General features: G+C 57.9%; 19 protein-coding genes and 3 pseudogenes. 13 read left to right on the top strand and 9 right to left on the bottom strand.

Going from position 1 to position 18,519, the window contains the following annotated elements:
- Positions 1-124: 124 nt before the first annotated feature.
- Positions 125-444: pseudogene (locus N2599_RS37985) on the top strand (zinc-binding dehydrogenase); the annotation flags it as partial.
- Positions 445-540: 96 nt separating this feature from the next.
- Here the strand turns inward: N2599_RS37985 and N2599_RS31565 are convergent.
- Genes N2599_RS31565 through N2599_RS31575 form a run of 3 tightly spaced genes read right to left on the bottom strand, consistent with a single transcriptional unit; the run spans position 541 to position 3,698 of the window.
- Positions 541-1,323, bottom strand: a complete 783-nt coding sequence (locus N2599_RS31565) for a sulfite exporter TauE/SafE family protein (protein ID WP_027509161.1) — start codon at positions 1,321-1,323, stop codon at positions 541-543.
- 4 nt (positions 1,324-1,327) lie between these two features.
- The gene (locus N2599_RS31570) at positions 1,328-2,206 is read right to left on the bottom strand and encodes an MBL fold metallo-hydrolase (protein ID WP_027509160.1); all 879 of its coding nucleotides are present in this window, start codon (positions 2,204-2,206) and stop codon (positions 1,328-1,330) included.
- Entirely contained in the window at positions 2,193-3,698 is a 1,506-nt protein-coding gene (locus N2599_RS31575; protein WP_051336493.1) for an aminotransferase class V-fold PLP-dependent enzyme, read from the bottom strand. The genes N2599_RS31570 and N2599_RS31575 overlap by 14 nt, the downstream gene beginning before the upstream one ends.
- A gap of 94 nt (positions 3,699-3,792) precedes the next feature.
- On the opposite strand from N2599_RS31575, the gene N2599_RS31580 reads away from it, so the two are divergent.
- From N2599_RS31580 to N2599_RS31595, 4 genes and pseudogenes are all read left to right on the top strand, one after another.
- A complete protein-coding gene (locus N2599_RS31580; protein ID WP_027509158.1) occupies positions 3,793-4,275 on the top strand; it encodes an Lrp/AsnC family transcriptional regulator in 483 nt (160 codons plus the stop codon).
- Between the two features lie 240 nt (positions 4,276-4,515).
- Positions 4,516-4,636: pseudogene (locus N2599_RS31585) on the top strand (AbrB/MazE/SpoVT family DNA-binding domain-containing protein); the annotation flags it as partial.
- A 315-nt stretch (positions 4,637-4,951) separates the two neighbouring features.
- Positions 4,952-6,220 (top strand): DUF3422 domain-containing protein, encoded by a 1,269-nt coding sequence (locus N2599_RS31590; protein ID WP_027509157.1) that lies wholly within the window; start codon positions 4,952-4,954, stop codon positions 6,218-6,220.
- A gap of 107 nt (positions 6,221-6,327) precedes the next feature.
- Positions 6,328-6,573: pseudogene (locus N2599_RS31595) on the top strand (GTP-binding protein); the annotation flags it as partial.
- Positions 6,574-6,897: 324 nt separating this feature from the next.
- On the opposite strand, the gene N2599_RS31600 reads toward N2599_RS31595, so the two are convergent.
- A complete protein-coding gene (locus N2599_RS31600; RefSeq protein ID WP_027509156.1) occupies positions 6,898-7,962 on the bottom strand; it encodes a D-TA family PLP-dependent enzyme in 1,065 nt (354 codons plus the stop codon).
- Positions 7,963-8,150: 188 nt separating this feature from the next.
- Here N2599_RS31600 and N2599_RS31605 point away from each other — a divergent pair, with 188 nt between their 5' ends.
- The 7 genes from N2599_RS31605 (at position 8,151) to N2599_RS31635 (ending at position 13,816) form a co-directional block, all read left to right on the top strand.
- Positions 8,151-8,999: a transporter substrate-binding protein gene (locus N2599_RS31605; protein WP_027509155.1), complete on the top strand. Its 849-nt coding sequence runs from the start codon at positions 8,151-8,153 to the stop codon at positions 8,997-8,999.
- Between the two features lie 62 nt (positions 9,000-9,061).
- Positions 9,062-9,724 carry an amino acid ABC transporter permease gene (locus N2599_RS31610; protein ID WP_027509154.1) on the top strand — a complete coding sequence of 221 codons (663 nt, stop codon included), beginning with the start codon at positions 9,062-9,064 and terminating at the stop codon, positions 9,722-9,724.
- On the top strand, positions 9,724-10,395 hold the full coding sequence (locus tag N2599_RS31615) for an amino acid ABC transporter permease (protein ID WP_375714142.1): 672 nt from the start codon (positions 9,724-9,726) through the stop codon (positions 10,393-10,395). The genes N2599_RS31610 and N2599_RS31615 overlap by 1 nt, the downstream gene beginning before the upstream one ends.
- Positions 10,396-10,405: 10 nt before the next feature.
- The gene (locus N2599_RS31620; protein ID WP_027509152.1) at positions 10,406-11,176 is read left to right on the top strand and encodes an amino acid ABC transporter ATP-binding protein; all 771 of its coding nucleotides are present in this window, start codon (positions 10,406-10,408) and stop codon (positions 11,174-11,176) included.
- A 50-nt stretch (positions 11,177-11,226) separates the two neighbouring features.
- Positions 11,227-11,616 (top strand): RidA family protein, encoded by a 390-nt coding sequence (locus N2599_RS31625; RefSeq protein ID WP_027509151.1) that lies wholly within the window; start codon positions 11,227-11,229, stop codon positions 11,614-11,616.
- 53 nt (positions 11,617-11,669) lie between these two features.
- A complete protein-coding gene (locus N2599_RS31630; protein WP_027509150.1) occupies positions 11,670-12,470 on the top strand; it encodes an IclR family transcriptional regulator in 801 nt (266 codons plus the stop codon).
- Between the two features lie 119 nt (positions 12,471-12,589).
- Positions 12,590-13,816: a GGDEF domain-containing protein gene (locus tag N2599_RS31635; RefSeq protein WP_244914726.1), complete on the top strand. Its 1,227-nt coding sequence runs from the start codon at positions 12,590-12,592 to the stop codon at positions 13,814-13,816.
- Between the two features lie 129 nt (positions 13,817-13,945).
- Here N2599_RS31635 and N2599_RS31640 read toward each other — a convergent pair whose 3' ends face one another.
- Complete coding sequence (locus N2599_RS31640; protein ID WP_245209220.1) at positions 13,946-14,800, bottom strand: DUF309 domain-containing protein; 855 nt, start codon at positions 14,798-14,800, stop codon at positions 13,946-13,948.
- Between the two features lie 256 nt (positions 14,801-15,056).
- Here N2599_RS31640 and N2599_RS31645 point away from each other — a divergent pair, with 256 nt between their 5' ends.
- On the top strand, positions 15,057-15,386 hold the full coding sequence (locus tag N2599_RS31645) for an ATPase inhibitor subunit zeta (RefSeq protein ID WP_037141398.1): 330 nt from the start codon (positions 15,057-15,059) through the stop codon (positions 15,384-15,386).
- A 27-nt stretch (positions 15,387-15,413) separates the two neighbouring features.
- Here the strand turns inward: N2599_RS31645 and N2599_RS31650 are convergent, their stop codons facing one another.
- The 4 genes from N2599_RS31650 to N2599_RS31670 all read right to left on the bottom strand — a co-directional run bounded on the left by N2599_RS31650 (position 15,414) and on the right by N2599_RS31670 (position 17,822).
- A complete protein-coding gene (locus N2599_RS31650) occupies positions 15,414-15,785 on the bottom strand; it encodes a hypothetical protein (RefSeq protein WP_156915240.1) in 372 nt (123 codons plus the stop codon).
- Positions 15,786-15,955: 170 nt separating this feature from the next.
- Positions 15,956-16,312 carry a GNAT family N-acetyltransferase gene (locus N2599_RS31655; protein ID WP_027509148.1) on the bottom strand — a complete coding sequence of 119 codons (357 nt, stop codon included), beginning with the start codon at positions 16,310-16,312 and terminating at the stop codon, positions 15,956-15,958.
- A 330-nt stretch (positions 16,313-16,642) separates the two neighbouring features.
- Complete coding sequence (locus N2599_RS31665; RefSeq protein ID WP_027509147.1) at positions 16,643-17,248, bottom strand: hypothetical protein; 606 nt, start codon at positions 17,246-17,248, stop codon at positions 16,643-16,645.
- 145 nt (positions 17,249-17,393) lie between these two features.
- Positions 17,394-17,822, bottom strand: coding sequence for a hypothetical protein (locus N2599_RS31670; RefSeq protein WP_027509146.1), 429 nt, complete (start codon positions 17,820-17,822; stop codon positions 17,394-17,396).
- Between the last annotated feature and the right edge of the window lie 697 nt (positions 17,823-18,519).

Genomic DNA, 18,519 nt, shown 5'->3' on the forward strand with positions numbered 1-18,519 from the left:
CCAATCGGATTTGGCGCCGGTTCTGACGGGGCGCCATCGGCTCATCGATTGTTGCCTTCAACGAGAAAGTCTGTCGCGACGGCCAGCCACCTGATATTCTCCCCCAACCTTGGAGATCAGGCTCGGGATGAAGCCGATCTCGATTCCCGGTCCGCCCGATCCGGGCTTTGCGAGGCAGAACGGCTACGGCTGGCTGCGTCAACAGGTCATGCGCCTGCTGAGCTCCGGCATCAGGAGAAAATCGAAACGCCGCCCAAAGGATCGGCCATTCGTTTCTCTCCGTGACAACGAACGGCGGGCAGCTCGGAAACATCACCTCCCTGATCGAGGGGGTCAAATCCGCCCAGTGATGGACGGATCTTCCCGTTCGAGAGGACCACGAGGCGCTGGGACTGCGCCGAAACGGGTCGTGCGGAGGGGAAGGTCATGGGCGCGGTGCAGTGACGCCCGGGCTGGCGAACACGATCCTGTTAGGGCATGCTCGCGTGCTAGCGGACAGGAAGCGTCAGGTTGGTTTCTTGTATGCGGATGCGAGCAGCACTAAAATGCGGCGTAGCTGCGCCATAAAACATAAAGGCTGACGCAGAAGACGACCCACCGGAAGATCTGGGCAAGTGCGTTTCGATGGGTTGCCAGCCGACTGGCGGCTATGGTGCCGACAATTCCGCCACCAATGCCGCCGGCAATAAAGTATCCAGCGGTCAGCCAATCTACAAAGCCAGACGCGGCATAGTTTGCGGCCGTCATCAGACCGAAAGTGCCGACAGCGAGAAGTGACGTGCCGACCGCATTGATGAGGGGCATGCCGGTGGAAAGTAAGAGGCCCGGGACGATGAGGAAGCCACCGCCTATTCCGAAAAAGCCCGAGCTCAGTCCGGTTACAAACGCAACCAAGCTCGTCTTCCCATGCGTCCGGATCGTCAGCGATTGTGCTGTGACATCTGGCTGGCTCCTCGTCTTTCGCATGACAACACTGACGAACATCATCAATAGGCCGAACATGAAGAGCAAGCTTTGCCCCTCGGCGATCTTTCCAAGGCTCGAACCCAAATAGGCGCCGAGTGACCCGGTGATCGCGAAGATAACGGCGCATCGCCACCAGACGTGGCCCTTAATGGCATGACCGGCCAGGTTGAGGTAGGCGTTGACCGAAACGCCAAGGGCGCCGGTGCCGATCGCCATATGAACATCGCGCATCCCGACGACGTAGATCAACAGGGGCGTGGCGAGGATCGACCCGCCTCCGCCAATCAGACCGAGCGTACATCCGATCAGCGATCCTGAACCGATCGCGAGTAAAAGCTGCTGGAGAGAACCATCCACTTCGTTACGAACCCCAGACCGATCCTGGCAGCGCGTCGAGCGGGATCTTCAGATAACGCCGGCCATTTTCCTCGGCCTGAGGCAATTCCCCTCCACGGATATTGACCTGTAGCGCATGCAAGATGAGCTTTGGCATCGGCAATGTCCTGTCGCGGGTCTCTCGAAGCCTGATGAAGTCCCTCTCTGATTGGCCGGCCACGTGCGGGTTTTTTTCCTTCTGGTCCGCGACCGAACTCTCCCACAGAGCCTGGCGCCCCCCCGGCATATAGTCGTGCCCGGTGAAGAGGCGGGTTTGGTCGGGTAGGCTCAAAATGTCCTGAATTGAGTGCCACAGGCTGGCTGCACTGCCGCCTGGAAAATCTGCGCGGGCAGAGCCGCAATCGGGCATGAAAAGTGTGTCGTGAATGAACGCTGCATCGCCGATGACATAGCTGATCGACGCCAATGTATGTCCTGGCGAATGCATGACGCGGGCTTGCAATTCACCGATGTTGAATGTCTCGCCGTCGCAAAACAGCCGATCCCATTGTGAGCCGTCGCAGGCGAGATCCGGCCAGTTATAGATCTGTTGCCAGATCTTCTGCACTTCCGTCACATGCTCGCCGATCGCTGTCGGCGCGCCGGTGCGTGACTTGAGATAACGTGCAGCCGAAAAGTGATCGGCATGCGGATGGGTATCCAGAATCCACTCGAGCGTCAGATCGTGGCTGTTGACATAGTCAAGGATACGGTCCGCATTTGTCGTTGCTGTCGAGCCAGACTTTTCGTCAAAGTCGAGCACTGGATCGATGATGGCGCATTTACGCGTACTCGGGCATGCAACGACATACTGGATACTGCCCGTGCGAGTATCGTAGAACCCAGCGACTTCAGGCTTTCGCATAGGCTGTGCCTTCTGTGGCTGCGGCTCGCGGAAAGAATCTAGCCCGGTGCGGATCGACGTCATAGTCGGATTCGAAGGTCGTTGCGTCGGCCGCGATCTGCGCCACTGAATCGAGAATGAATTGTACCTTCTCGTCCGGCAGCAGAACGCTGAAATTCAGCCGGATGAAGCCGGGTTTCTTGATCTCCTCTCCGAAGAGAATGGCTTGCCTTATCTCCTCGGACTGCTGGTCATCGATCGACAACAGTCGATGGACGTATGGTCCGGCACAGGCGCAGCCACCGCGGGCCTGGATACCAAACCGGTCGCTCAGCATGCGCGTGATCAACTGCTGGTGGACATACCCGCCCTTTGCGTTTTTCACCCGGAAGGAAAAAATCGGCAGCCGGTCGGGGTCGGATAGACCGAGGAGCTCCAGTTGCGGCACGGCCTTCCAAGCGCTGAATGCACGCTGCGCAAGCTCGCGATTGCGCCTTACCATCGTATCAAGCCCGATCGCATCCTTGACGATGAAGGCCAGCGCGGCACGTATGTCGCCGACCACGTTCGGCGTGCCGGCTTCCTCGCGGGACTCAAGACTGTCACTGTAATCATGCGTCTTCGGCGAGACGAACTTCACCGTCCCGCCGCCTGGCCACGACGGTTTATTCGTCGAAAGCGCGTCTCGACGGAGGATCAAGATCCCGGAGGCGCCGGGACCGCCGATGAATTTGTGAGGTGAGACAACGATGGCGTCGATCTCCGCATCAGTGGCGGGCGACATGGAAATCGGCACATAGGGGCCTGCGCCCGCGTAGTCCCAAATCATCTTTGCACCGGCAGCCTTCACTATCGCTGTGATTGTCGCGACATCGCTGGTGATGCCTGTGATATTCGATGCAGCAGACAGGCTGCATATCGTCAGATCTGGCGATCCGTCCCCCAGCGCCTCTTTGAGAAGGGACAGGTCAGGCCCGCCGGACCCATGCTCGGCGATCTCAACGATCTCTGCTCCGCTCTCCCGCCAGGGCAGAATATTGGAGTGATGCTCATAGGGGCCGATAATGATCCGGGGGCGCTTGCCCGCGGCGGCAGCTTCGGCAACACCGAACAGCTTGACGAGGCGGTTGATCCCCGATGTCGCGCCGGAGCCGGTGAAGATCACGGCATGCCGTTCGGTGGCACCGCAGAACCCGCCGATCAGCGCGCGTGCCTCCCGCCGCATCCGGGTCATGAAACCTCCGCAGTAAGAAGCTTCCGTGTGACTGTTGGCGTAATAGGGAAGCACCTCCTCCAGGACGAAGTGCTCGATCTGATGGAGTGCGCGGCCTGATGCGACATAGTCGGCGTAAACCAGGTCCTTTTCCCCGTAAGGCCCGGCTATTTTCGCGGTCGCGCCGACGAGTCCATCTCTAAGGTCGGCAGTCACGCCCGCATTTCTCAGACTCTGGCGGAACCTGGAAAGAGGGGTTGCGGTCTGACTTGTCGCTGGGCGAACGGCTTCCACGGTCATTCTCCTTGGCTCGGGATATTGACACAGATTGTAATCTGCTCCACCGTGAGAAAAATCACTTATTTTCTGCCAATTTTCGCAAAAGACGTGTCACATGATCGATATTTTAAATAAAGTCGACACATTTGATATGAAGATTTTGACGGCCATGCAGATCGACGCGAACCTCTCGCAGCGTGATTTGGCGGAAAAGGTCGGACTGTCTCAAAATGCTTGCTGGCGGCGGCTCCAGCGCCTCCACTCGCTCGGTCTGATACGTGGATCGCACAGCGATATCGACCTCCAAGCGCTTGGGCTCGACCTGACCGTCTTCGTGATGATCCGCACTCGCCACCATTCAAAGGAGTGGAGTGAAAGCTTCCGTGCTCATGTCGAACGGCTGCCGGAGGTAATCGATTTCTATCGGATTGGCGGGGAGTGGGACTATCTGATCAAGGTCGTGACGAAAGGCATGTCCGGCTACGATGCGTTCTATCAGAAGCTGATCACGAATTTCGACCTTGCGACGGTGACAGGCTTCTTTTCAATGGAAGCGATCATCAACAATCGTCCAGTGGATCTGAGTAAACTGCGATGAGCGAGCAGGTGCAATGACGACCGCCCCTTGCAGCCTGCCCTGCTTGCGGGCACGCCGCTCGTCGTGTCGCGCGCAACTGCCGTTGCCACGCCGTGCCGCAGTGCCGCCGGTCAATTGCCCGATCCCGCCTTCGCAGGCCGCCATAGGCGGCAAGTAGAGCGTGGCCCGAAGCGCGACGCCCCTGTAATTCAAGAGTTGCGAAGTTTGGTCTATCCCAAGTGGATATGCCGGAGGTACGCCATGACCAATGCCACGGTTTTCATCAGCAATCGCAGCCAAGCGGTCCGGCTTCCTAAGCCTGTCGCCCTTTCCCGAAGACGTGCATCAGGTCGACATTCTCAAGATCGGCCGCAGCCGGTTGCCTTATCGTTAATTGCGCCAGCTGCTGTGCGTGAGCAACTCGTTCGACTGAACTTGACCCGGTGCACCTTCCTTGCTCTCTTGAAGTCTCAGGCCGCTGTCGTCAGCGTCGACCTGCGGCTATGCGAGACTGATGATCTCGCCGCGCCGGCGTCTGTCAGTGCCAATTGGAGAGCGGGAAGTGAGACCATATACTGCGAAGCTCGAGGATGCCGGTGCCGTCCCGGTCTATGAAGATCCCGCCGACCTAGATCATCAAGTCGACGAAGTTGGAGGGGAGAGATAGGTGGCGAAAACACGGGCGACATCGAGCAGTATCGGCTCCCCTGCACGGCTCTCGTTCCCAATTGCGGAAAACCGCAGCCAGGCGCTGGGCGAGATCCACGCGCGCCCGTTCGTGGCAGTTACGTGCCCGCGGGTGATCCTTCAACTGGCTTTTTTGATGGAGTCTGGCCACGCCAGCCATCAAGAGGCAATCGAGGATCTTGCACGCTCCCAAGGGGCGGCGGTGCCAGATCGAGCCTCTAGACATTGCGCAGTGCAATGGGGCCAAGGGACGTTGCGCTGGGAAAGACACACGGAGTTCTCGACATGGTTCTGGGACGGGCCTGCAGCGACGGAATTCGGAGGAGCCATTCCACGTCATCCCTTTGGAGGGAACTTCCGCGCTCCAGGTAGCCTAATCTCAGGTATCAGGCTCGAGATTTGGCCGGAGGGGGCAGCGGCAGAAAACGCGCTGGCGTTATTTGACATCGCAAGTCTGTGTCGAAGCCGCGTTCGCGGTGGTATGGCGGAGGTCGCCACCGATTTTCGGCAGGATGGCGATGGTCTGACCCGCATGTTGCTCATCGACCGCGGTCTCACCGACCTCGGTCGCGGCGCCACGGTGCAATGCCTCCTTGACATCGAAACCTACCGCACTCTTGCAACACTGGCTCTACCTCTGGCCCAGTCATTATCCCCAGAGATACGGCAGATCGAAGAATCTCTGGGCGCAGTCACACAGGAAATGAGGGGCCAGGTGTGGGAGAGCGCCGATGGAATGCTGACCGAAATAACGAGGCTGGCATCGGAACTAGAGGCAAACGCGGCCCAGTCGCTTTATCGGTTCGGAGCCAGCAAAGCCTATGACTCGATCGTAAGCGAACGCATCGCCTCGCTCGGCGAGGAGCCGATTGCCGGCGAGACATTGGGTTCCTTCCTGGAACGGCGGCTTGCCCCGGCCATGCGCACGTGCAAGTCGCTCGAAGAGCGCCAGGGAAATCTGTCGCTCAAGCTTTCGAGGACGACAGATTTGCTGCGCAGTTGGGTTGACGTAGGTCTCGCACGCCAGAACACCGCACTCCTTGCGTCGATGGATCGACGAGCAAAGCTTCAGCTCCGGCTCCAGCAAACGGTTGAGAGCCTCTCGGTCGCGGCCATTTCCTACTATATCATAGGCCTACTCAGTTACGCAGCGAAGGCCTTGAGCCATGGCCTCTCCGAGACAATGTCATCCGTTGCATTGGGAGTGTCTGTACCCGTCGTAGTGGTCTTTGTCTGGATCTTTGTTCGAAGTGTGAGGCGCCGGCACGCAGACTCTTAGCGGGCCGATCGGGCCAAACTAGCCGCGACGTCCAGTTTCTCCTGCGATTGGAACCGGAAATTTCAAGCTCCCGCATGCCACAAAAAGGATCACCTTCGGTCGGCGGCGCCGCTGTCGTACGCGATGGTGGCGCGACCCTGTCCCCCACACGCAGGAGCGGCTGGTGGAGATGACCAAGGGCTGTATTTGTTGCACGTTACGCGATGACCTGCTCAATGAGGTGCGCGGCTGAACAGAACCGGTTCGCCTACCTATTGATTGAATCGAGGGGTATTCCGGAGCCCCTGCCGATTGCAGCGACCTTCGATTTCCGCGACGAGAATGGCCGGAGCCTTTCGGACTGTCGACGCTTGACACAATGGTTATGGATGGCTCGCCGTTTTGGGATGCACCGCCCAATGCCCGGGTTCAAAGATTAGTGGAGAAGCTGAAGCACCCTCTGGTTGCTGACACCGTTAAATAGGCAGCAATGCACTTCGATTATCAATGTCGAATGCTAATTAACGTCGGCACATTTAGTCGATTCGGAAGGGCCGAGGTTTTCCCTATCAGGAGATTCAACGCCATTGATGTCGTCCACAATCACAATGACGGAAAGCCTGTTTTCCGACCTGCGTGGTTGATTGAGAATTCTTCTCGACCTCGTACGAAAGGGGCGGTCTTGCATGACCGGCGTTTCAAACAATCTGTCCGCGCGCAACCACCGGCCAGATCTCCGGCTGTTGGAAGCCGTCGCTCACCACCACGAGACGGTCAACCATATTGGAGACAACGCAAGCGTGATTGGGGACGATCCGGACTTGGTCACCAACATTCAGGCCAATTAGCCCGTCGGCAACCAGCCGCCCGTGCTCTTCAGAAAGCTGATCTATTACGATATCGTCCCGACCGACCACATGTCCGTAACCAGAAAGTCCAAGCAGATCGGAGGTAAGCACCTTCGAGCCGGCGTCGATAATTGCTCGATTGCTTGATGGAACCGACACAACTGTAGCCAGCACCGTCAGCGCGCAGTCTTCCCAACCGCAGGCACCGCGTGAAACGAGCGATCGATCGTTATAGACGTAGGTGCCCGGTCGGTATTCCGTTGTTACGGGCGCTTCGGCTGCGTCCATCATTGAAGGGGTTCCTCCGGAGGTAATCACCGGGACTGCGAGGCCACTTGCCTCAATGCGAGCTTTCGCTTGCATCATGAAGCTTTCAACTGCCTCAGCGCCGTTCACCGGGGGGTATGTCATCAACCCACCAAACACGAGGCCGGGTGCGGCGGCGATCTTATGCGCGAGCAACAACGCCTCCTCCGGGCTTGCGACGCCGCAACGGTCTGCGCCTGTATTGCATTCGACAAGGACCCTGAGCGGCGTTGGCTCACTTGCAAAAGCGGACGAGAGTCCATCAATGACAGTCTCGTTGTCGGCAACAACACTCAACGCGACCTTGCGGGCCAGGATTTTCAAATGCTTCAGTTTTTCCGCACCCAGAATGTTGTAGGTGATCAGAACATCCCTAATCTCCGGGCTGCCCGCAATCATAGCTTCCGCTTCAGATAGCTTCTGGCAGGTGATGCCGATCGCACCTGCCCGCAACTGCATCTCTGCAATGGCGGGAAGCTTATGCGTTTTGATATGTGGCCTCACCTTCAAACCATGTGCATCCGCATAGTTCTGAAATCGACGGATATTGCGATCAGCAATATCCAAATCGACCAGAACGACGGGTGTATTCAGCCCATGAAATGACATCGTTGCCATGCTCAAAAGTGCTCCACTGAGTGCTGATCGAACTCGTCTGAATCTGAACCGCGCTTCTCACCATACATCATCCCTTGACAATCTATGCATCTTGGCGCTCACTACGTCAATCCGATAAAGCGGACTCATGTCCGATATATTGGACATCAAAAGAACGAACTGTTCATCAGGGGAACATCATGACCATCTCACTGCGCACCAGCGCGCTCTCGCTGGCCACCGCTTTCGTCCTTTCCGCAATGCCGGCCGCTGCTCAAGAGGCAAAGAGCAGGCTCGATGAAGTGTTGTCCCGTGGCCATCTGGTCATGGGTACCGGCAGCACCAACGCGCCTTGGCACTTCAAGAGTGCCGACGACAAGCTCCAGGGCTTTGACATCGATATGGGCCGCATCGTGGCCAAGGCGCTCTTCGGCGATCCCGACAAGATCGAGTTCGTCAACCAGTCGTCCGACGCCCGCATTCCGAACATCACGACCGATAAGGTGGATCTCACCTGCCAATTCATGACCGTCACGGGCGAACGCGCGCAACAGGTTGCTTTCACGATTCCCTACTACCGCGAGGGCGTGGGCCTGATGCTGAAGTCTGATGGCAAGTATGCAGATTATGCTGCACTTAAGGCTGCGGGCTCTTCCGTGACTGTCTCAGTGCTGCAGAACGTCTATGCGGAATCGATGGTTCATGCCGCTCTCCCGGAAGCGACAGTGGACCAGTATGAATCGGTGGACCTCATCTATCAGGCGCTGGAATCCGGCCGCGCCGATACGGTTGCGACGGACCAGTCCTCGCTTGCCTGGTACATGACGCAGAACAGTGGCCGCTACAAGGACGCGGGCTATGGCTGGAATCCACAAAGCTACGCCTGCGGCGTCAAGCGCGGCGATCAGGACTGGCTGAACTTCGTCAACACCGCCCTGCACGAAGCAATGACCGGTGTCGAGTTCGATTTCTATGCCAAGTCCTACAAGACTTGGTTTGGCAAGGATCTCACGCCGCCGCAGATCGGTTTTCCGGTTGAATATAAGTAAAATCGTCTAGGACGGAAGGTCTCCTTCCGTCCTTTCCTCGCCCTTGATTGCAGGACTGCGCCATGGGTTATACGCTTAATTTCGCCGCCGTCTGGCGCAGCTTCGATCAACTCCTGGAAGGCTTGCTGCTCAGTCTCGGCCTGGCTTTCGTTTCCATCGCCATCGGTGCAGCGCTCGGTCTCCTCGTTGCCTTTGCATTGACATCGAAAAGCGGCTGGGTGCAGAGACCGGCTGCGCTCTATGTCACGATCATTCGGAATCTGCCGATTCTCGTCCTCGTTCTCTTCGCCTTCTTTGCCCTGCCGCAGCTGGGCGTTCGGCTCGGCAAGATCCAGAGCTTCATCGGCGTGCTATCGATCTACTCCGGCGCTTATCTTGCGGAAGTGTTCCGGGCCGGATTGCTGTCTATTCAAAAAGGCCTGACGGAAGCCGGTCTTGCGATCGGGCTGACGCCGACGCAAATTCGCGTCTCAATCATCACACCACTTATGCTGCGCAATGTATTGCCATCGCTTTCTTCGACGATCATCTCCTTGTTCAAGGATACCTCGCTCGCAGCCGCAATTGCCGTGCCGGAGCTGACCTTTGAAGCGAGGAAGATCAACGTCGAGAGCTTCCGCGTCATCGAGACCTGGCTTGTCGCCTCGGGCCTCTATGTTGCAACCTGCTCTGTGCTTGCCGCGCTGATGCGCGTCGTCGAGCGCCGCCTTGCCGTTCCGAGGTGATGCCCATGGCAAGCATTTCTCCTTTTCTCGACCAGCTTTGGATTGCCCGCTTCGTTATCCTGAAGGGGCTCGGCGCCACAGTTTCAATCTCGCTGCTTGCGATCATCGTCGGGTCACTGCTCGGAGTTCTTGTCGGTCTGGCGCTCGTCTACGGCAATCGCATACTGCGGCTGATCGTCCGAGCTTACACGGACTTCATCCGAGGAACACCGGTTCTGGTGCTCGTCCTGGCAAGTTACTATGTGCTTTCGACCGTCGGAATCGAACTCGGCCCGTTCCAGGCAGGTGTGCTCGCCTTGGCAGTTTTCTGCTCCTCACATGTCGGAGAAATAGTACGCGGCGGCCTGCAGGCCATTCCTGTGGGCCAAACCGAAGCGGCAAAAGCGATCGGCCTCACCTTCGGACAAACGTTTGCCTATGTCCTTTGGCCGCAAGCGTTGCGTCAGTTCCTACCCGCGTGGGTTAACACCGCGGCAGAAATGGTCAAAGCCTCGACGCTTCTTTCGGTGATCGGAGTGGCCGAATTGCTGTTGCGAACGCAGGAGATCATCTCGCGTAATTTCATGAGCCTCCAGTTCTACTTCTTTGCGGGGCTTCTCTACTTTGTAATCAATTACGGCATCGAGCGTTTCGGCAAATATGTCGAGCGCAAGACAGCCGTACCGTCGTGAGGGCTCAACCATGAGCAAGGTACTTCTCGAAATTCAGGGGCTCCACAAACAGTATGGCGCGGTTGAAGTGCTGAAGGGCGTTGATTTGACCATGCACCAGGGCGAGGTCATCTCGATCATCGGCTCGTCGGGCTCCGGCAAAACAACAATGCTACGCTGCATCAACATGCTCGAAGAATTCCAGGGCGGGCGCATCCTTCTGGAGGGTGAAGAGATTGGCTACGAGCAGTCAGGTGGGATCCGCAAACGCAAGAGCGAACGGGATATCGCGCGTCAACGTGCGCTGACTGGAATGGCGTTCCAGCAATTCAACCTGTTCCCGCATATGACGGCCGCCCGCAATGTCATGCTCGGCCTGGTGAAGGTCAAGAAGATGCCGCGCGAGGAGGCGCGCGCCATCGCGGAAAAGTGGCTCGAGCGAGTGGGTCTCGCGTCTCGTGCCGATCACTACCCCGGCCAGCTCTCCGGTGGACAGCAGCAGCGCGTTGCGATTGCCCGTGCCATCGCGATGAACCCGCGCCTGATGCTGTTTGACGAAGTCACGTCCGCGCTCGATCCGGAGCTCGTCGGCGAAGTTTTGCAGGTTATCAAGGGCTTGGCGGCCGATGGTATGAGCATGCTGCTCGTCACCCACGAAATGCGCTTTGCCTACGAGGTTTCCTCCCGCGTGATCTTCATGAATAAGGGTGTGATCTGTGAGGAAGGACCTCCGAAAGAGATGTTCGTAAACCCGAAGACCGAGCGGCTGGCCGAGTTCCTGAAAACGTCCAGTTTCAACTGACGGGAACCAGGTGATCGACCATTGCTTTCCAAAAAAGAAAGAGAGATCGTATGACTATCAAGCGCTACGGCGTCGGAGAAACCGGGGCTGGCGGACAACCCCTGCCCTTTGCCCGCGCCGTTGAGGCTAATGGCTGGCTTCACGTATCGGGCCAGGTGCCGATGGAGAAGGGCGAAATCATCGGCGGGGGCATTATCCCCCAGTCCCGCAAGGCAATCGAAAACCTGATCGCCATCCTGGACGAGACCGGCTATGGAATCGAGGACGTTGTGCGTGTCGGTGTTTGGCTCGACGATCCGCGCGATTTCTGGAGCTTCAACGGGGTCTATGCCGAGTACTTCGGGAAAAACCCGCCAGCGCGCGCTTGCGTCCAGTCGCGGATGATGGTCGATTGCAAAGTCGAAGTGGACTGCATCGCCTATCGTGCCGACAGGACGTGAGGTCATGGGATGCGGCCCTGTACGGGTCGTGTCCGACATCGAACGAGGTAATTATGGCCGACAGCGCAGAGGACATCACATCGCGACGCATGCGTGGGCTTGATCGCGCCTTCGAGATTCTTGAGTTTCTGCGGGTCAAGCGTCAACCGATGAGACCAAACGAGATCGCCGTTGAAATTGGTGCTCCCCGCTCCTCGGTCTATGAGTTGGTTAATCTCCTCTTGCGCCACGGCATGCTCGACTACCAAGGCGGCGATGGGCGGGTCTTCGTTGGGCGGAAGCTGTATTTTCTCGGCACGGCTTACGCCGATCAGTTCGATCTGATGCGCGAATCCGAAGAGATGCTGGTGCGTCTTGCCACCGAAACCCGTGAGACAGCGCAGATGTGCCTATTGGAGGGCAACAAATATACCGTGGCGATGATGCGGGAGGGAATCAGGCCTTTCCGGATTTCGTCCAACATTGGCGAGTTAGTGCCGATCCCATGGACGGCGTCTGGACGGCTCCTCGTCTCACATCTGACAGACAGCGAAATTCTCGATTTCATCCCAGCAGATGACTTTGTGCTGCCGAATGGCAATCCCCTTGATCCGGCGAAGTTCATAGCCGAGGTTAGACAGGCCGCGATCGACGGCTATTTTACCTTCAATAGCGCGGTTGAGAATTTTACCCATTGCTTTGCCGCTCCGGTAAAACAGGTCGACGGCCAAGCGGTGGCAACTCTTTGTCTCGTTGCGCCAAAGGAAGACGGATTGCGCAATCGTACGCAGTATCTCGAGAGCCTTCTTGCGGCTTCGAACGAGATCTCGGAGCGACTTGGCTTCAGCGCGACTCGCGCTAGGATGGCGAGATAGTGGGATGCCTCGGGATCAGGACATTCCCAACAACGTGAGGCGCGCATAATAGCTCTTTAGGACGTATTCAGACTTTTTTGTTACGAAGACGTAAGTCTGCTTCTTGAACCGGAGAGTCGATGATGGGCGTCGCGACGCTAGAGGACGTCGATCGTCAAATCGGCAACGGATTTAGGCTGCTACGTTTTACACCAACCGTTGAGGCGGCTTTCCTTTGCGACTATGCGGCAAGCCGGGTCAGGCTCGCAGCCATCTGGGCTCTGATCGGCACGCTGATCTACGATATGGTGTTCTTCGGCGACGCCACGATGATGCCGGATGTGTTCTCCGAACTCGTTGCGGTGCGGTTTGGAATTTTCACGCCATTTGCGTTGTTCAGCGTGCTGGCCTTGAGGCGCTGGCCGACCGCACGGAACTACGACCTGCTATCCATTGCCGTCGCGTTGCTCGGCGTTCTTTTGCCGATGTCGGTCGCGGTCTACAGTCATAGTCCCTACTTGTTCGTCTACCAGAACGGCAATGTCGCCGCATTCCTGTTTTTCGTCATCGCGCTGCGGCCGCGCTTTGCGACCATCGTGCTCGGCCTCGTGCTGATGTGCATCGTGCAATTCACGACGACGAAGTTGAACGGGTCCTTTGATGCGGTCACCTATACCGGAATTGTCACCTTTTACGTTACCCTCGCCATTTTTCTGGCGATGAGTGCCTATTTCATGGAGCACAAGGATCGGATGAATTTCCTCCATCAGCTGCGCGGCGGCCTGCTGCATGCTGAGCTGGAGCGCAAATCGGAGCGCGATGAACTCACCGGCCTTTTCAACCGCCATTCGCTGGCGCGGAATCGCGATACGATCTGGTGCGGGGGAAATGCCGCCGCTTCGGTCGCGGTGATCATGCTTGATATCGACAGGTTCAAGCTCTTCAACGATGTTCACGGCCATATCGACGGCGACGACTGCATCCGCGCCGTCTGCCGGTGCATTTTGCGCGAAGTGGCAAGTGCGGGCGAAACCTTCCGCTTCGGCGGCGAGGAGATCCTCGTGTTGATGGCCAATGCCGACCGCGATGCGGCACAAGCGATGGCGGAAAGGACAAGGGCGGCGATAGAATCCCTCGGTATCCAACATCGCGGGCTCAGCGACGGACACGTCGTCACAGCCAGCCTCGGCGTGGCTTATGGCAAAACGTCGGAATTCTCGCTTGAGGACCTGCTCAAGGGTGCCGATGCTGCGCTCTATGACGCGAAGCGGAACGGCAGGAACACCGTTTCGATGTTCATGGCCGCAATGGCCGATCGTTCCGGAGAAGCCAAAGGGACGATGGAGACAGCGCTTCTGACTTGTTGACCAGCTGACGGCTAGCTGATTCGTTCTTCCGACGACTTTGCACGCCCAAAAAGCGGGTCACCGAGCACTCCCCCGGCGTCCCTTTCTCACCCTGCGGTCACACGGAGTCGCGCTTGCAGTTCAGAACAGTTAAAGGTGAGCTTGCCCTCTCGCACGTGCTTTTGGCCCGAGGATAAAATCAAACACCGGTTCAGGCTGTCCCGGCATCGTCGACGCTAAAACAGCGGGCGTTCTCGCGGCTATCTCCACGTGCTCAGCAAGCACCGCCGGCGACATGCCAAGTGCCCGCGCGAAGGGGTGACGCGGCCCTATCATCAATCGGCGAAACAATGCGGCGGCGCGTCCGGCATGACGTACGGTTGCGTCATGTTTACCCTCGCGGATTTTCACACCCGCCGCCGAAACCAGAATTAATCCCTTCAGGAGCATGCGCATTGCACTGCCGCGTTCCGCTACCTGCCAAAGGCCTTCCCAAGCCTCATGCGCCTCCCAGTAATAGCCGTGATTGAAGAGATCTTCGCCCCAGGCGAAGGCGTCAGAATCCAACGATGCCTTTGCTGCGAGGGGCAAAGGTCCGACATGATAGCTGTGCCCCGCGGGATCACGCACCGGATGCGGCTGCCGACCCGGCAGATAAGCATAGTCCGGAAAACTTCTTTGCGGCAACAAACGAGGACGTTTCACAACACCGATAGCCGAAGCGGATAACATAATGGCAATGACCATGGTCCCATATAAACCTGTTGCCAAGTCTGTTTGCAAATCGGCCGAGCGCTTCTGGTCCATGATGCTTGCGACGGAGATGACGGAAAAACTTTGGACGAAGAAAGAAGCGGGCACGGTGCGAACTGTTTCCGTGATCTGACCGGATCGCTCAAATGGAGAAATACGTATCCACTCGGCGTGGTTCGAACACTGCCGTCGTCTTCTGCAGTGGCGACGGTCATCCTTGATATAATTCATCCTCGGAGAGAGGTGGCTCATCCGTCAGGCCACCATCAGCGGGGTCCTTGCGGTCGGCCAAATTGCTCAATCGAACAACAAGTCGGGAACGGCAGGCCCTGTCACAGCGTTTTCAAACGAGCGAGCCTGATCGCTATCAAAGCGTCTTGCCGTCGCGCGCGTATAGTCGCCTCAAACGGAGGTAAGGTCATGGCGCACAAGCAAGTCCTGTTTTCATCTGGTCACACTCGACCGCACCCGGCCTTTGCGCGTGGCGAGAAAAAAGGAGAGCTTTCACATGACATCCTTGGACGATAGAAGACGGGCGCTTGAAGACAAATACATTCTCGACCTTGAGCGGTCACTGAAGGTTCGGGCCCGCCGAAACCGCCTGTTGGCAGAATGGGTTGCCGCTGCAATCGGCCGAAACGACCTCGAGGCTTATGTGGATGAGGTTGTGGCAACGGCCCTCGCCTCACCGGAAGATCAGGATTTGCTGCGGAAGATTGTCGTGGACTTCAATGCCGCCGGCCAGGCTGCCGATGAAGCATTCATTCGCGAAAAGATGCACGACCTCATGTACACGGCTGCGGAAGCCATGGAGGGCGAGGCCGCAACGCCCAGTTAGCGGTGTCGGACGTCGCCGAAATCCGAGTCAGGGAGCAACCGAACTGGCTGCGATGTCCTCGATCGTCCGCAAGGCCTCGCCGCGTGCGATTGTCTCGGTCTCTTTCGCAGCCTTTGCCGCCACGGCAAAGATTCGGCTGCTTTCGCGCGCATAGTCCGTGATCATTTCTGCTGAGAAATCATTGAAAACGTCTAATGCGTCAGGTGCGGCCTGCGCGCCCGTCAGGGCGCCGACAAACGCGACGTCCTTCTCGATGCGATCGAGCCAGAACGTGAGGCCCTCCATCTGAAACCGAAGCGCCGCACCCGCGAACCCGGCTTGAAACCTCGTGCTTGCCAAAATGGCAGCGCCGAAGGGGCTGAATTGCGAAAATGGAAGTGGCATGTGCAAACTAGTCATGTGCGGCCTCCGCGGTTGTTCAGAATATCAGGCTAGATTGTTTCTTCGCCTTCGTCCTTGATCTCTCTCAAGCCGGATCGGGCAATGACCGCTGCCGTTCGTGGCGTCCTGTGACAGATCACGCTTGTTCCGCCCCCCTGCCGCATTTGGATCGGCAAGCCTGAGGCGCACTAGTTCAAGCCCCGCATCACCAGATGAGGTCGCGACCTCAAATCCAAGCTTGCGGCACAACCCGAGCATCTTTGCGTTGCCGCGCAGAACGGAGCCACGGACCTCCGCCAGACCTCTGCGCGTGCGAACAGCAGGAGCTGCTGCAAGAGCGCCGTTCCCAAGCCGATGCGCTGTTGGTCGCTCCTGACGAGCAGGTCATAGTCGCCCCACTCCCGCCCCGCGTCAATCACGAGGCGAGAAACGCCTACAAGCTGGCCTGCCGGATTGATCGCCACGAAGGCCATCTCCCTCTCGTAGTCGATATGCGTTATGCGGACAATTGGCGCCTTGGATTTGATCCCGGAACAAGGCGTCATCGGTCTGTCCGATGTCGCGTGGGAGGAGGCGAAGCGGAGCGTGGTAGTTATCCGCCCGCTCGCTGAACTGCCGGCTGCGCCAGCGCATCTTGCGCGACGAGCTGGAAGGGTATTCGGCCTTACGGAGCGGACGGTCTATGCGCTCATCCGCCGGTATCGCCAATCCGGGGTCTTGTTAGTTCGTTAGCACCCAGGCCTTCGTCACGCGGCAAGGGCCGTCGTCCGCATACGGCGGAGACAACCACAATCGGCATGCTGGCTGGCGCTCGTTTTTGTCTACCGGTCGCTTGCAATGCGCAAGCCCGAACTCAATGCCGGTCCCCACGCCTACTATACGTCAAATCGCTCAAGCATCCTTTTAAGCTGAATATTCTGCAACTGGAGCTTTTGGGCCAGCTCGGCTCTCAGTCGCCTGATTTCATCGTCCAGGACTGCCACCTCATCGAAGAAGGCTTCCCGGGAGGGCGAGGATCGCGCACTTTCACCCTTGTTCCCCGGGGCATTGCTCTGGGAAACCACGTCGGCTCGGGCATTCTTCGCGCGTCCTGACAGCTTCGCCAAGGGTGCTCGCGGGGTTTTTTTGCGTGTTGCGCTTCGCGGCACCAACGCATGCGCTTCAGCACCCGACCGACTGACCTCTTGATGCGCAGCTGTTTGGATGTCTTCAGCATCGATTGGCGTCGAGAGTGCTCCCCCGGTGTCCGGATGGCGTTCGCTTCTGTTTGAAGTCGTTGCTGCCCCGAGATCAAAAGGTCGGTTCTCGGCGCGGTCGGATACGGGGAATGCATCTGTTGAATTTAACGGAAGTACCGTCGATTGTTGCGCTTCGCTTTCGCTGGGCTTGGAATTGGGACTATGCCCGGCCGAACTCTCTCGAACTTCCGCCGGTCGTCGCGGCGACGTTAACTGAGCAAGGAATTTCCATGGTGATTTCATTGTGCTTCGACCTCGAGTGACCCCCGCGCTGCGACGTTGCCGCAGCCTCAGGTCCAAGCTCATGACGTGAGCCCGGCGAATTTCTCCTACCGAAAATGTAGTGGCTGAGGCCGATCTCGCAACCGGTCCTGTTGTTACTCGGTGATCAATCGAGTCCAAGCCGCTTGCGCAGATCGGCGTTTTCCGCACGCAGCTTTTCTGCCATAGCTTTCCGGAGCCTTTTATTCTCTTCCTCGAGGTGAATGAGGTCTGCCATCTCATCCATCGTCGAAAGAGTCGCCTTTGCCGTTGGTCCGGGTTGCTTTGCCGTCCTCTTTCTGCCCCTTGCCTCGATGGCGTCCTTCCTCGTGCTCTTGCCGGTGACTTCCGTTCCCACGGGCGTCAGCTTCGCTTCTTCAGCGTGTTCGCCACTCTTCTTGCGACCCCTCGGCAACTTCGCTGAGGCGATTACCGTTGCTTCGGCAGTTGCCTTCTGACGCCGTGGTGCGCGTTGCTTCTTAAGCGCCGGCTTTTGTGCCGAGGTATTCGTTTCGACGCCCTCCGTAGTGGAGCCCGTATTATTCTGGTCAGCCATCAATTATCCCCTTTGTGCCCGACAGTCTTGTCGGCTGGGCGAAAGGCGGAGTCAACATGATCATTATGGAAAGCCCGCAATTTTCGGATGCACCGCCTAATCGGTAGCGCGTTGGAGCTCGCTCAATTGTTCAATGCTTACCTTGAATTGGGTCGCGTCGCGTGCAAGCGCGGCCCGTCCAGAAAGATCGGGATCGATTTGGGCTCGACGCGGATAATGCGGTTCCCACCGAAGCCAACGCGATCCTGAATTTCCCGCCAATCGTTACCATTTTCGGGCCGGCTCCTCATCTCGCCGCGTTATGCCCGCAGACCGACCGCCCTCTATGAAGACGGTATCGAACGTGATCCGTGCGTTTCCCACAAAGTCGAGGTATCCGACGTCGAAGTCACGGCAAAGGGTCCGCGCGTCCTGAGATAGGTAGGGAGCGATGAAGATCGCCACCGCTGGCGGGTCAAACTTCTCCGCAGCCCTCCGAAGCTGAAAAACTGCGGAACACACATGCCGCGGCCGGCTGACCGGTTTGAATTCGCAGACGAGGGAGCGGCGGCTCCCTGCTAACCACGCCAACCCAGCAACCTTTCAAATGCCTACGCAATCCGGCTGCAACCCTCTACGCCTTGAGTGAATTTGAACCATTGACCCGCGAATGGCATTCTGGGGCACTGGCCTCTAATCGATACTTGCGGTTGTCACG

This window comes from Rhizobium sullae, assembly GCF_025200715.1.
Classification (GTDB): Bacteria; Pseudomonadota; Alphaproteobacteria; order Rhizobiales; family Rhizobiaceae; genus Rhizobium; species Rhizobium sullae.

Bases quoted from the DNA above. Each gene is read 5' to 3' on its own strand.
- N2599_RS31610 (WP_027509154.1), top strand. From the start codon at position 9,062: ATGGGTTATACGCTTAATTTCGCCGCCGTCTGGCGCAGCTTCGATCAA.
- N2599_RS31580 (WP_027509158.1), top strand. From the start codon at position 3,793: ATGATCGATATTTTAAATAAAGTCGACACATTTGATATGAAGATTTTG.
- N2599_RS31605 (WP_027509155.1), top strand. From the start codon at position 8,151: ATGACCATCTCACTGCGCACCAGCGCGCTCTCGCTGGCCACCGCTTTC.
- N2599_RS31600 (WP_027509156.1), bottom strand. From the start codon at position 7,962: ATGTCATTTCATGGGCTGAATACACCCGTCGTTCTGGTCGATTTGGAT.
- N2599_RS31640 (WP_245209220.1), bottom strand. From the start codon at position 14,800: ATGAGCCACCTCTCTCCGAGGATGAATTATATCAAGGATGACCGTCGC.
- N2599_RS31655 (WP_027509148.1), bottom strand. From the start codon at position 16,312: ATGACGCCTTGTTCCGGGATCAAATCCAAGGCGCCAATTGTCCGCATA.
- N2599_RS31645 (WP_037141398.1), top strand. From the start codon at position 15,057: ATGACATCCTTGGACGATAGAAGACGGGCGCTTGAAGACAAATACATT.
- N2599_RS31570 (WP_027509160.1), bottom strand. From the start codon at position 2,206: ATGCGAAAGCCTGAAGTCGCTGGGTTCTACGATACTCGCACGGGCAGT.
- N2599_RS31615 (WP_375714142.1), top strand. From the start codon at position 9,724: ATGCCCATGGCAAGCATTTCTCCTTTTCTCGACCAGCTTTGGATTGCC.
- N2599_RS31635 (WP_244914726.1), top strand. From the start codon at position 12,590: ATGATGGGCGTCGCGACGCTAGAGGACGTCGATCGTCAAATCGGCAAC.
- N2599_RS31650 (WP_156915240.1), bottom strand. From the start codon at position 15,785: ATGACTAGTTTGCACATGCCACTTCCATTTTCGCAATTCAGCCCCTTC.
- N2599_RS31630 (WP_027509150.1), top strand. From the start codon at position 11,670: ATGGCCGACAGCGCAGAGGACATCACATCGCGACGCATGCGTGGGCTT.
- N2599_RS31575 (WP_051336493.1), bottom strand. From the start codon at position 3,698: ATGACCGTGGAAGCCGTTCGCCCAGCGACAAGTCAGACCGCAACCCCT.
- N2599_RS31620 (WP_027509152.1), top strand. From the start codon at position 10,406: ATGAGCAAGGTACTTCTCGAAATTCAGGGGCTCCACAAACAGTATGGC.
- N2599_RS31625 (WP_027509151.1), top strand. From the start codon at position 11,227: ATGACTATCAAGCGCTACGGCGTCGGAGAAACCGGGGCTGGCGGACAA.
- N2599_RS31670 (WP_027509146.1), bottom strand. From the start codon at position 17,822: ATGGCTGACCAGAATAATACGGGCTCCACTACGGAGGGCGTCGAAACG.
- N2599_RS31665 (WP_027509147.1), bottom strand. From the start codon at position 17,248: ATGAAATCACCATGGAAATTCCTTGCTCAGTTAACGTCGCCGCGACGA.